At 35.5% G+C, this 13,749-nt stretch carries 11 protein-coding genes; 1 reads left to right on the top strand and 10 read right to left on the bottom strand.

Annotated features, from left to right (window positions below; genetic code table 11):
* Positions 1-21: 21 nt before the first annotated feature.
* The 8 genes from HYQ40_06600 to HYQ40_06635 all read right to left on the bottom strand — a co-directional run bounded on the left by HYQ40_06600 (position 22) and on the right by HYQ40_06635 (position 11,296).
* Positions 22-2,070: an enoyl-CoA hydratase/isomerase family protein gene (locus HYQ40_06600; GenBank protein MBZ6527444.1), complete on the bottom strand. Its 2,049-nt coding sequence runs from the start codon at positions 2,068-2,070 to the stop codon at positions 22-24.
* Positions 2,071-2,160: 90 nt separating this feature from the next.
* On the bottom strand, positions 2,161-3,408 hold the full coding sequence (locus tag HYQ40_06605; protein ID MBZ6527445.1) for a thiolase family protein: 1,248 nt from the start codon (positions 3,406-3,408) through the stop codon (positions 2,161-2,163).
* 97 nt (positions 3,409-3,505) lie between these two features.
* On the bottom strand, positions 3,506-4,723 hold the full coding sequence (locus HYQ40_06610; GenBank protein MBZ6527446.1) for an acyl-CoA dehydrogenase family protein: 1,218 nt from the start codon (positions 4,721-4,723) through the stop codon (positions 3,506-3,508).
* Between the two features lie 45 nt (positions 4,724-4,768).
* Positions 4,769-6,349, bottom strand: a complete 1,581-nt coding sequence (locus HYQ40_06615) for a malonate decarboxylase subunit alpha (protein ID MBZ6527447.1) — start codon at positions 6,347-6,349, stop codon at positions 4,769-4,771.
* A gap of 61 nt (positions 6,350-6,410) precedes the next feature.
* On the bottom strand, positions 6,411-7,268 hold the full coding sequence (locus HYQ40_06620; protein MBZ6527448.1) for a 3-hydroxybutyryl-CoA dehydrogenase: 858 nt from the start codon (positions 7,266-7,268) through the stop codon (positions 6,411-6,413).
* A gap of 190 nt (positions 7,269-7,458) precedes the next feature.
* Entirely contained in the window at positions 7,459-9,672 is a 2,214-nt protein-coding gene (locus tag HYQ40_06625; protein ID MBZ6527449.1) for a helix-turn-helix domain-containing protein, read from the bottom strand.
* 463 nt (positions 9,673-10,135) lie between these two features.
* Positions 10,136-10,645: a MepB family protein gene (locus tag HYQ40_06630; protein MBZ6527450.1), complete on the bottom strand. Its 510-nt coding sequence runs from the start codon at positions 10,643-10,645 to the stop codon at positions 10,136-10,138.
* A gap of 135 nt (positions 10,646-10,780) precedes the next feature.
* Positions 10,781-11,296, bottom strand: a complete 516-nt coding sequence (locus HYQ40_06635) for a GNAT family N-acetyltransferase (protein MBZ6527451.1) — start codon at positions 11,294-11,296, stop codon at positions 10,781-10,783.
* Between the two features lie 249 nt (positions 11,297-11,545).
* Between HYQ40_06635 and HYQ40_06640 the strand changes: the two genes are divergently transcribed.
* Positions 11,546-12,487, top strand: coding sequence for an NERD domain-containing protein (locus tag HYQ40_06640; GenBank protein MBZ6527452.1), 942 nt, complete (start codon positions 11,546-11,548; stop codon positions 12,485-12,487).
* A gap of 307 nt (positions 12,488-12,794) precedes the next feature.
* Here HYQ40_06640 and rpsI read toward each other — a convergent pair whose 3' ends face one another.
* Both rpsI and rplM read right to left on the bottom strand, forming a co-directional pair.
* Entirely contained in the window at positions 12,795-13,187 is a 393-nt protein-coding gene (gene rpsI, locus HYQ40_06645; protein ID MBZ6527453.1) for a 30S ribosomal protein S9, read from the bottom strand.
* Positions 13,188-13,200: 13 nt separating this feature from the next.
* Positions 13,201-13,644, bottom strand: a complete 444-nt coding sequence (gene rplM, locus HYQ40_06650) for a 50S ribosomal protein L13 (GenBank protein MBZ6527454.1) — start codon at positions 13,642-13,644, stop codon at positions 13,201-13,203.
* Positions 13,645-13,749: the final 105 nt, after the last annotated feature.

The raw sequence follows: 13,749 nt of genomic DNA on the forward strand, positions 1-13,749 counted from the left end.
CTTATTTTATTTTTTATACATCTATTTAAACTGACTGAAATCTGCGCGTTTTCCAGCAATCGTTGCTTTTAAGCCTACTAAAGCTTCTTCAGATTTAAATATGTCAGATAAGCGTGATAATTCATAATCGATACCATCATCAATGGATAATTTAGTTTGCTCATCAATAATATGTTTAATTTCTTTAACTGAATTTGGTCCTTTATAACCAATCGTTTTCGCAGTCTTTTGTGCAAACTCTTCAGATACACCATCAGCAGCTTCACCTGCTAATGTTTTTTCAATATTTTCATCCGAAAAGGCTGTTAGTATTTCTTGGTAATCTGTAGGTATTTCACGATCAGCGTACTTATCAAATTGTCCTGCTTCAACTAAATCGCTAATCGTTTGGTTGATTTCAGCTGGCTTCACTAAACTAGATACAATTCCTAATTCATGAGCTTGCTGAGCTGTAATACCGCGTCCTGTTAATACATAGTATTTAGTTAATTCTTTACCTAAATGTTTATTGAATCGTAACATTCCACCATAACCTGGATAAATTCCTAAACCACTCTCTGGGAATCCGAATGAACCTTTATCTGTTGCGATAATAGCTTGGGTAGATAATGCTAATTCAGAGCCCCCACCTAGTGATAAACCATCTAAAATTGTAATCGTTAATTTGTCAGATGTTTCCATACGACGGAACAATTTGTGTCCTTTTGCTGTAAATTCAACAATATCTTCAACTTTATCATTCACTGCTCCGTCAAGGAAGAACTTCAAGTCGGCTCCAGCTACAAATGCTTTCCCTGCACCACGGAATACGATGGCTTTGACGCTCTCATCTGCTTCAGCTTTATTGAATGTATCTTCTAATTGTCCAACAACTGTAGGGTTCAAAGCGTTCATCGCTTCAGGACGATTGATTGTAATCGTTGCAATGCCATCAGCCACTTTATAATCGATAAAATTGAAGTCGAATGGCTCATCCAATTCTGCTTGCTTACTTAATATTCCAGCTACTGGGAAACCAGGTCTAGAATCGCTTAATTTTTTTACAATATCGTAAATGTACTTAACACCGTATTTATTTGCTAATTGGAATGGACCTGTCTTCCATCTAAGTCCAACAACAGCTCCACGGTCCGTATCTTCAATCGAAGCGACCCCTTCATCAACTAATGCCGTTGCTGCACCAATCGATGTTGCTAACAAGCGTTCTGCAATGATATCGAATTTAGATTCATCCACTTCACCATCTTCCACATCCCAGAACTCATTCGCTTCTACTTGGTCAGCTAATGTTTTTGGTGGAGAATAGAATTCACTAATTTCTGCAGCTAAAGTATTAGCAGAATGATACGCAATTGGAATACCAGAAGCATTCATTAAAGTGAATGGTCCCATACCGATTTTGAATGTTTTCTCTGCTGCTTTATCGATCGTTGCTTTATTTGCTACACCTTCTTCATATAAGCGTACACTCTCGGTTAACCAAGGTACGAAAAATCGGTTAACTGCGAAACCAGGTGAATCCTTTACAACGATCGCTGTTTTATTATGTAAATCTGCAAACTTATTAGCAATCGCTACTGTTTCTTCACTCGTTCCATCATGTGAGATAATTTCTAACAAACGATTCTTAGCAGGATGGAAAAAATAATGCATTCCAATAAAACGATCAGGTCGGTTCGTCACTTTAGCTAAATCCCGAATATAAAAACTAGATGTGTTTGAACTCAGAATTGCTTCCGGTTTACAAACTTCATCCAATTGTTTCAATACAGCAGTCTTAACGTCCATATTTTCAAATACTGCTTCAACTATAAAATCTATGTCTTTTAAATCATTATAATCTGTTGTTAGTGTAATTAAATTCAACGTCTTTTCTACATACGCTTCATTAAATACACCACGTTCAATTCCTTCATTCAGCATGTCTTTAATCTTTTGAAGTCCATTTTCTACTTGCTCTTGAGTCACATCCACTAAAGTTACTGGGATACCTTCTTGAGCTATTTTTTGAGCAATCCCTGACCCCATTGTACCGGCACCGATAATCGCAGCTGTAAATTTCTCACTCATATTCTCACTCCTATAATTTTGCCTCGCTATTTATTTTTAAAATATATAGTTTGACCCTCTATTCGAAAGCCAAACTAATATAGCGCTTGATTATTTCTTGTAGTTTCCATTCTCTAATAACAATGCAATACCTTGTCCTCCACCAATACATGCAGATGCGATAGCATAGCGAATTTCTGGACGGTTTTTAAATTCATATAATAACGATGTAATAATACGTGCACCAGACATACCTAATGGGTGTCCTAATGCTACTGCACCACCATGTGGGTTAAAGTTATTCTTGTAGAAGTCTGAATCTTCTTCAATACCTAATTCAATTAAACATCCAATGGTTTGAGCCGCAAATGCTTCATTAATTTCCAAAACATCAATATCTTTTTCCAGATCAAGGCCTTGGCGCTCTAATAAGTCTTTGATTGCATAAACGGGACCTAACCCCATAACTTCAGGTGCACACCCAGAAATTTGATAATCTACAACGCGAGCCATAACGTCAAGACCCTTCTCTTCTGCAACTGATTGTGTTGTAAAAATTTCGAATGCTGCACCGTCATTTAATCCTGATGCATTCCCTGCTGTTACAACGCCATCTTTTTCAAAAGCTGGTCTTAGCTTAGCTAAGCTTTCCATACTTGTACCTGGACGAGGGTGACCATCTGTTTCTACAGTTGTAACTTTCCCACGACGACCTGGTACATCAACTGGAACGATTTCCTGAGCGAAGCGCCCATCTTCTAAAGCTTTAGCTGCTTTACGTTGAGACTCAACGGCGAATTCATCTGAACGTTCACGTGTAATTGAATACTTACGCGCTACGTTCTCAGCAGTGTTACCCATATGCCCAACTCCAGAATCTTTACCAGATGCAGAACGGTGTCCTTCTAAGTTAGCATCAATAAGAGTTTGATCTCCCATTTTAAATCCATCGTACCGAACTGATTCTGGTAAGTAGAATGGAGCTCGAGATAAAGATTCTGCTCCTCCAGCGGCAATCATCGTTTTGTTCGATAATAATAATTCTTGTACTGCAGAAACGGCAGATTGAATACCTGATCCACAAATTCGATTAATTGTCATCCCTGTCATGGCTTTAGATAAGCCGGCGTTGATTCCGATAATATTCCCCAAGTTATTCGTTGTTTGTGACCCTGTAACGTGTCCAACAATAACCTCTTGAATATCTTCTTTAGCTACATTAGCACGCTTAATTGCTTCTTCTAATGCGATAACTCCTAAGTCTTCAACTGGAACTGTTTTTAAGTCTCCTAAATACGCTCCTACAGGTGTACGCGCTGCTCCAACGATTACAATTTCTTCTTGTTTTTGCTTTAACATGTTTTTCTCCCTTTCCTAGTACAATGATTCGAATATTTTTTAAGAAAAGCCTTGTATATCGAACATATACAAGGCTTTAAATGTCAGTCTTAATGGCTTAAATAAATGCCCCGATACCTGTGTAGTAACGTCCAATGATTAATGAATTCACTTCATGTGTTCCTTCATATGTATACATACCTTCTATATCAGCGAAGAATCTTGGAATATCATATTTAAGTAATAAGCCATTTCCTCCAGCAACTTCTCTAGCTAATGCTGCTGTTTCTCTTGCTCTTAATCCATTATGTAACTTAGCCATTGATGACGCTTCTTCTTTATAGATACCTTCTTCTTGTTGCTCAGCTAAACGGTAAGCAAAGGCTAATGTCGCTTGTGCGTTCATTGCCATACGAGCTAATTTCTCTTGAATTAATTGGAAACTAGCAATTGGTTTTCCAAATTGTTCACGTTCACGTGTATATTTTAATGCAGCTTCAAATGCTCCTGCTGTTGCTCCAGCTAGTAACCATGCTACGTCTGAGCGTGTATTACGAAGGATTTTAGCAACGTCTTTCCATGAGTTAATCTTTTGAGCACGTTGAGACTCAGGTACTTTTACATCTTTCATAATAATCTCCGCATTTGGCATCGAACGGAAAAATGCTTTCTCTGGTGTAACAAAGGTCTCTACTCCTTCTGTTTCTCGTGGAATATAGAACATTTTAACTTGACCATCTTCAGTATCACGTGCAAATATTGCTAACATATCAGCAATTGATGCGCCTCCAACCCACTTTTTGTGACCGTTTAGTGTCCACGTATCACCGTCACGTGTTGCAGTTGTTGCCATACCACCCGCGACGTCTGATCCGTGATCTGGCTCTGTCATACATAATGCTCCCCAGTTATCAAAAGAGCGGACACCTGGCATTAATTCTGCTACCTGTTCTTCACTACCACCTAAACGAACACATTCATGGTATAATCCACCATTTTGTGTATAGAACGTTCCTAAAACTGGGTCAGTTTTTGCAATGGTATACGAACGGAATCCACGGAATAATTGAGAAATATAACCATCTTCGCGGCCTTCTAATAGACGAGGATCGTCCATTAAATTTAAGTCTAAAATTTTCTGTACTTCTTCTAATGGGAACGTCGCATCATGCCAATGCTTTGCTAATACAGGGTGTAAGTCATTTTTTAATACTTCTTCTAATTCAGCTAAAACTTCTTTTTCACCCTCTGTTAATTTTGATGAATAGTTATATAAATCTGAATAGAATAACTTTTCTTCTTGAAAATCTTTATCTGCTCTTGACTCTTTAACCATTTGTAAGTCCTCCTAATGTTTTGTGCTTTGTATCTTGAATATGTATTATGCCTTCAAACTATTTTCTTTAATAATGTCCTTTAAACCGCCCCAATTTTCTTGGAAAATATCTGGGTTCATTTCTTTTAAGTCTTCTGAAATTAAAGGTTCAAATTCCATGTAATCTAAAATGTCTTTCTGAACATCTACACCTGGTGCGTATTCAATTAATCTGATTCTTCCATCATGCAAATCAAAAACTGCTCGCTCTGTTACATATAGAAGTTTTTGTCCATTTTCAGTAGCGTACTTACCTGAGAAACTGACTTGCTCAACCTTATTAACAAATTTCGGTCCTTTACCTTGATCAGTAATAACTAATTTTCCGTCTTTAATGTGAGCCTTTCCACCAATTGTAAATGTTCCAACGAAAACTAAATGATGCGTATTTTGCGAAATGTTAATGAAACCACCTGGGCCAGGTACTTTAGGTCCAAATTTTGTTACGTTATTATTTCCTTCTGCATCAATCTCACCAATACCTAAAACTGATAAATCCAGACCGTTACCATCATAGAAATCAAACTGGTTTGCCATTGGTATTGATGCTTCAGCGTTGCGTGCACCTCCGAAGTCTAAGCCACTATTTGGCTTACCACCCCATAATCCCATCTCTAAAGTAACTGTATACTCATCTGCTACTCCCTCTTCAGATGCTACAGATGCAACCATATCTGGTGTTCCAATACCAAGGTTAATTAATGAATCTGGAGATAATTCCATTGCAGCACGACGTCCGATAATCTTACGTGTCGTTAACGGTAATGGTTTCTCAGATCCTAATGGTACTTTTACATCGTTTGAGAACTCTGGATTAAAATACGTACCCATTGTTTGGTAGTGATATTCTGGTTCAGATTCAACGATATAATCAATTAAACCACCTGGAACAAGAATTTCTTTAGCATGAAGTTGACCATTTTCAACGACTTTTTTAACTTGAGCAATAACTATACCGCCCTTTTTTTTAGTCGCCATAGCTAACTCAAGTTGCTCTAATTTACATGTCTCGTCTTGTACGTTTAAGTTCCCGTTCTCATCAGCGTATGTACCACGGATGAATGCAACGTCAATATCGAAATCTGGATATTTTAGCCACTCTTCTCCATCGAATTCAACTAATCGAACTAGCTCTTCAGTCGTCTTTGGTGTTGATTTAGCACCTTCTAAACGCGGATCCACGAATGTCTTTAATCCAACTTTTGTTAAGAAGGGTTTCCCACCAGCGATTGATCTATATAATTGAGTGAATACTCCTTGAGGGAATAAGTATGCTTCAAGTTTATTGTCTACAATTGCTTTTACTGTGTTTGGAGATGATCCAACATGTCCTGCAATGATACGTTTTAATAAACCATCTGCTAATAGGTGGTCTGCACCTCTTCCAGGTGTATTATTACCAATTCCACATGACCACATAAACGTAATATTTTTAGGATGTTGTTCTTGTTCGTAACGTTCTTTAACTCCTACTAATAATTGTTCTGGTAATCCTCCGAGTCCAAAGGTTGCTGTAGCTAATAAATCCCCATCATTAACTAACTTGGCTGCCTCTAAATAAGAAATCACTTTACTTTTTTTTGCCATTTAAATTCTCCTTTAATGTTTTATTACTTTAAACATTTTTTTGAACTTGATTTGATTTAAATTATTCGTAGTCGTAGAATCCTTTACCAGCTTTCTTACCATTACGCCCTGCACGCATCATGTTTTTCATTAATAAAGGTGGAGCCCAACGGTTGTCAGCAAACTCTTTTTGGAAGTACTCCATCACAAAGTATCCGATATCTACACCTGCATAATCTTGTAACTCAAATGCACCCATTGGATGGTTTAATCCGTAACGCATTGCTTTATCAATATCTTCTTTTGATGCAATACCTTCTTCTAAGACTTTAATCGCTTCAATAAATTGTGGAATCATGATACGATTCACAATAAATCCGGGTACGTCTTTTTTCACTTCTACAACTTCTTTTTTAGCACTTTCAGCTACTTGGCGTAACGTTTCGACTGTTTCATCTGATGTCTCTAATCCACGAATAACTTCAACTAACTTCATAATTTGTGCTGGATTAAAGAAGTGCATTCCTGCAACACGTGATGGATTTTTAACTACTGAAGCAATCTCAGTAATTGACATTGATGAAGTATTTGTTGCTAATACAACATCTTCACGAACAATCTCATCCAACTCTTTAAATACTTGTTGTTTGATATCCATATCTTCAATAACAACCTCAATAACTAAATCAACATCTTTCATATCTTGTAGTGAAGTTGTTGCTGTAATTCGATTTAGAACTTCTTGCTTACCTTCTTCTGTTAACTTACCTCGCTTAATACTGTTATCCATGAATTTGCTAATTCGATCTAAACCAGTTTGTACGTACTCTTCTTTTATATCTCTTAAGATTACTTTATAGCCATTAGTAGCCATCACATTCGCAATTCCTGCTCCCATTGCTCCTGCTCCAACCACTCCAATTGTTTTAATATTTGCCATTTTACTTCCGCCTTTCATATCAGTTATCTTATTTATACTCATATAATACCTTTAACTGAAAGCGGTATCATTGTAGGTTATGCGGAAAAAAATTTTGATTTTTGAACACTTTGTAGGAAAACGTTTTCAAAACAGTCAAAGAGATACAAAAAAGCTTCGCTATTAAAGCAAAGCTTATTCTATAATCATCTTATTTAAAAATATCATTTCCATGAAGTTCATATAATTTATATGCTAAGACAAGATTAAATCGTTCATCGAAATTATCAAGTTCAAGATCTAAAATTCCTTGAATCTTTTCTAGACGGTAATTTAACGAACTCCTATGAATGTATAATTCACTAGCTGTCGCACTCACATTACCATTATTCGCTAAAAAGACTTTCAATGTGTCGAACAAATCAACTTGTTGATTATCTGATAATTCATATAACTTTTTTAGATAATTATTAACAAACAACTCAGACGCTGGATTCTCCTTGACCCAATTAAGTATTGTGTAAGATCCCATTTGGTCAAAAAAAGCATATGGTTGTTCAAATTCAGATTTTAGTAAAATATTCGTCACTTGTTGGGCTTTTTGATAATTTTCATAATATTGACTTGGTATTTCAGCAACCCCACCGATTCCAATGACAAAGTCTATCGCATATCCATTTTCTTCTATAGAACGCTTCAAGTAATTGTATTGATTCTCCCAGTAGTTTTTCGAAATTACTTTAGTTACGGGTGTAAAAATCACTAATTGATCCTCGATAACTGCTGTAATGACCTTACTATTATAATTTGTAATCAATACACGCATAAGATCAATATGTTTATTGGTTTTTGCCTTTTCTTCAATGATATTCTGAGCTGAATACTCTGGTAAGCTTATTCTTAAGATTGAAATTCTATAGGGCATATACAAATCCCAGTTAAATAAATTGGCATATTCTAAAATGTCCTGTACATCCTCAATAGATTTGTACAACAAACGCTCTACAAATGATCCTTTTATTTGTTCTTGAGCATTGATTGCAATTTTTTGTTTTGTAAATTGTAAAGAATATACGTTTTTAATCATATTAATAGTCAAGGCTAGGAGTTCCATGTCAAAATTATCTGGCAAAGCAATTCCAATATAAGCATGTATTTCTTTACCATCAGATATTGGCATACCATCAAAAATATAATCTTCATTAATAACAAAATCAAACGTCACTTGTTTTAATGTGCGATTCTTTCTAGCGTACATTCCAGCTTCTTTAACTGCTTGCTTTGAAAATACATCATCATCGTGTAAGTAAAAATCTATCACATTGAAAAAGCGATCATATAAGATGATACTACTATTAAGTAGTTCCCCTAACTTCTCATTCATTTCTGTAAAGCCATCTGATTTTATTGTAAATTTCATCATTTCTTGTTGAACCTTAAGCATATTCTCTAATGCTTTCTTCTGTTCTTTCTCTTTATTAATCAGTTGCATATTTTCATAGTTAACTGAAAAGTAATTTCCAAATATTTCTAATTGATCTAAATCATAGCCAGTATAGATGTGCTCTGAGTCTTTCTCAGCATATAAAACGCCAATTAATTCCATATCTACGGTTAAAGGAACCGTTATTGAATGGTGACCCACTCGCTCTACGTTTGGAAAGTATGTATTCAATAAATTATCTTCGGTTAATTCGATAATACTATCTTTCTTTACATATCCATAAGTTGCTGGTTGCATAATTAAACTGTTCTTTTCTTCATTAAAGAGATAAATAGCTGCAGAATTTGACTGTGATTCCCTTCCACTAAATCCTGTAACAATCGATACAAGTTCATCCACTGTTGTATCATGATCCTTTTGATTAGCTATTAAGTGCATATCAAACATTGATTTTCTTTTATGTTTGTTTCGATTAATCAAATCTAATACAATCGCTACATACTCACCTAATTCATCAAAATGACTTCGCATCTCATCATATAGTATCGTATCTTCTTGGTATCCTACAATAACGAGACCGTGAGCTATATCTTCATCTGAGATTGGCATTGTAAACCACGTTGAAAAATTGTTGTCGTCAAAATAATTTCTTAATACCGAGTCGTGTGCTAATAAATCATTTTCTTTTGTCATACTTCCTTCTAATAATAATGGATTAATATCTTTAGCTGGAAATGGAAATAATACATCGAGCTTAGAAGATTCTTCTCCACTCGAGTTCATTACTAATTGATCTCCTTCGATTATTCCAATTGCGACAACATCGCAATTGAAAACATTCAAGAATGAATCCGTTATATACTTTAATACTTCTTCTCGTGTATCAATTTTCAACATCTTTCGACTTAACTCGCTCAAGTGAACTGTTAATGAGTCTATAAATTTGCTTTTATCTTGCTCAATCACTTCATGTTCTCCCATTCATACTTCCTCCTAGAAACCGCTATCATTTCATTCAACTTTATTGTAGCATATTCAATAATGGTTTAGGTTATTTCTTTTCCATCCTCAACCACCATCATTTTTCGCATAAAAAAATACCTTCCTAATCTATAAGAGGTATCTTTCTGCACGTGACAGGGATATTTAGCTTACTTATTAAATATCTTTGGCCCTTTACGCATGTTTTTTATATTATTTTTTGGCTCGGCCATTTTTTTAGATCTTCCGCCACCAACCTGTTTCTTTTTAATAATCTCTAACATTTTCTCTTTTGAATTCATTCTTCCTCCACCTTCATCTTTTCTTCTACACACTCTGTTTATATTAAGGGTTTATAGTTTGTTGTTGCATTCGCAGAACTCATCTCGTGACGCCACTGACCTCTGTCTATTTTCACAATGATTCATTTTACCTGATAAATTGTCAAGTAACAACTTTTTATTTAAACGGAATACAGTCTCATCAGTTTTTCAATATCTAATTTACCTGGATCGCTCATATCAACGAAATAAGGTAGCTGCCATTGCTGTGTTTTTGTCGCTTGATTGCTAGTCGGTATATCCCAACTTGGGTAAACTCTTAATGCCATTTTCCCTTTTGTAGAGCTTGAACTGAGGATGCTTTGTCTGAAAAGCTCTTCTTTTGGTAAAATGAATTGGCCAAATTCATTATCACTTTTAAATACCGTAACAACTAATAAATCAGGTGCCGCTGAGTATTTATAAGGTTGGTTTTTATTATTATCATCTTTTTCCCAAATGGCAACAAATTGACCTATTTTTGTTAGTGTAATATTTGCGACTCTAAAACGGACTGATGTTGAAGATACTTTAAAGATACCTGCTCCGTACTTAGCATTTTGTTTCTCTTCTTGGATTGATGAAATCGCAATGCCGTTTGGTTTATAAATCTTTTCATTTATATATGATAATGCTGTGTAAAAATCTTTCATTGACACACTTCCTTTACCTCGTTCAGCAGTGATGGTCTATTCTGCTTAAACTATTTTGATGCGAATTAATATTACAGACAATAACTTCTATCAGCGATTAAGACACGATTACTAACTTCTTACACGATAAGTTATCTATGATTTCTCCCACCTATAATAAATAAACGATAATAAGTGTCCATTCATTTTAAATTCATCTTTGGCTGTTTCAATATATTGAAATTCATTTTTCTCTAAGATTTTTCGGGATGCTATGTTAATTGTAGTTGTCTTCGCTGATATCTGTCTGATGCCTAACTGATTGGTGGTATCTAATAGTATCCTCAACGCCTTGTTAGCAATTCCTTTTCCAGTATATGCTTTCCCCACTCTATAGCCGACATGACCACGCCTCTTTGGTTGTTCGATATCCACTAAATTCATTCTTCCAAGAACTACACCTTCTTGATTCATAATTAAATAAAAATAAGATAAACCTTGATCTTGTTCGTCGATTAAAGCTTTGTTTCTTTGTATAAATGTTTCTAAGTTATAATAATCATCCCCACGGCTCGGAACCATTTCTTCAAAATAACCTCTGTTTTCAAGTTCAAATTTAAATAGTTTTTCAAAATGTTTCTCTTGTAATTTCACTAACATAATATTTGACATAATTATCTCCAGTTCAATGATTCTAATGTGGTGTACTCATTCAAGATTGCTTCTATCCAATATTTATAGAACTTTTATTGATTGGTCTAGCAAATAAAGCTACTCTCCCTTTGCCTAACACAGTTGTATTAATTCTAACACATAACGAGTATTAGTCCTTTATTTCGTTAAACATTTTTTATAAATCGAAAAATAAATTAATGGAATCAGGCAAAAATTTTGTATATATATATGGAGGTGTAGCTATTTATGAAAACATTACAAACACAATGGCTTATGGTTATGAATGAATTTAATCAGTTAGATGCTTCAGATAAATATAAATTACACATCGGTTTATTAGGCAATGTTGGTGAAGGACAGTTTAAAAACGATTGGATTCCTAAATATTTGCATAAAGATGCATATGTATTCAAAGATTTTTGGTTTAATGTATTTGATCAATACCATCAAATTGACTTCGTTATTTTCAATCACAAAACAATTGAACTTATTGATATCAAGAATTTTGAGGGGTCGCTGCATTTTGATAAAGAAACGTTTTTCGTCAATAATAATGAAGTACTTAAAAATCCCTTACCTAAAGCACAGGAACATGTCCGCTTTATGAAAGAATGGCTATACCGGAATAATCTGCCTGAAGTTCAGATAAATGGAAATTTAATATTTATAAATCAACATGCTAGTTTAAGTGGTGTACCAAATACTGAGATCAAATGCATGATGCCAAATGAAATACGGAATTACCTTCGTAATATCCAAATTCACCCTCGTTCACATAAATCTGAACGGATTATAAATGCCTTTTTGAAAAATGATTTGGAATGCCCCTACTTGCCGCCAATACTGGATAAAAAGTTGATGCACCGCGGTTGGAAATGCCCTGCTTGCCAATCACGCGAATTCGATAATGGAAATAGACATTTCCTTTGCTCTTGCGGTAGCTCTTTTTCAAAAGAGAAGTTTGCTGTTGAAGAAATTTGTAAATATGGTGTTTTGTATCACCATAAGGATATTTATTTGAATGAGTTAACTGAGTATTTTGATGGGCTGTTTAATAAGTCGTTTTTGAATAGCTGTCTTCGCCGAAACTTTACAAAATATGGTAGAGGTTATCAAAACCCACGTAAACTCATTGAGTATTACCAACCTAATAAGATATATCGTTACAAAGATAAAATAGTTAAGTAGTTTTGTGTCCTTGAGGATTTCTCAAGCGCACATTTGGACGCTTTTGTGTCCTTGAGGATTTCTCAAGCGCACGTTTGACTGCTACTGTGTCCTTGAGGATTTCTCAAGCGGACATTTGGACGCTTTTGTGTCCCTGAGGTTTTCTCAAGCGCACGTTTGACTGCTTTTGTGTCCTTGAGGATTTCTCAAGCGCACGTTTGACTGCTTTTGTGTCCCTGAGAGTTTTTCAAGGACACTGATCTATATTTGCGCAAAAAAAGACACCTTCCAATTGGAAGATGCCTTGAAATCGTAAAATATATAAATATTAACGTTTTGAGAATTGTGAACTCTTACGCGCTTTTTTACGACCTGGTTTTTTACGTTCAACCATACGTGGGTCACGTGTAAGTAGACCAGCTGATTTTAATGTTGAACGGAAATCAGGATCAACATTTAAAAGTGCACGAGCGATACCGTGACGGATTGCTCCTGCTTGACCTGAAACTCCACCACCATGAACGTTTACTAAAACGTCGTAGCTACCTAAAGTTTCTGTAGCTGCAAATGGTTGTTTCATTACTTCGTGTAAGTGAGGGAATGGGATGTATTCTTCAAGTGATTTGTTGTTAATGTTGAATACACCAGTTCCTGGCACTAAACGTACACGAGCTGATGCGTTTTTACGACGACCTGTACCTAAATATTCTGCTTTAGCCATAAATTTTCCCTCCTTAAATTAAGTTTGTGATGTCTAATACTTCTGGTTGTTGCGCAGCATGTTCATGCTCAGCACCACGATAGACATGTAATTTAGTTAATTGTTTGCGACCTAAACGGTTATCAGGGATCATACCTTTTACAGATAATTTGATTAAACGCTCAGGTTTGTTTTCACGCATATCACCAGCAGTAGTAGATTTTAATCCACCTGGGTGACCTGTGTGACGGTGATACATTTTGTCAGATGCTTTCTTACCTGTTAAAGCGATCTTTTCAGCATTGATTACGATTACGAAATCTCCAGTATCTACGTGTGGTGTAAAAGTTGGTTTGTTTTTACCACGTAAGATTGAAGCCACTACAGTTGATAGACGTCCTAATGGGATATCAGTTGCATCTACAACTACCCAGTTGCGGTCTGTTTCATTTTTCTTAGCCATATATGTTTGACGCACGTTATTTTCCTCCATTTATAAAACTAGTTGTTTACATTACTATTGAGTTTCCGGGGCTCTCTAGTGGTGGTAAACAATACCGTCAGTAATTGTACTACTAAACGC

Source organism: Aerococcaceae bacterium DSM 111021 (assembly GCA_020112395.1).
In the GTDB taxonomy this organism is placed as follows: Bacteria; Bacillota; Bacilli; order Lactobacillales; family Aerococcaceae; genus Ruoffia.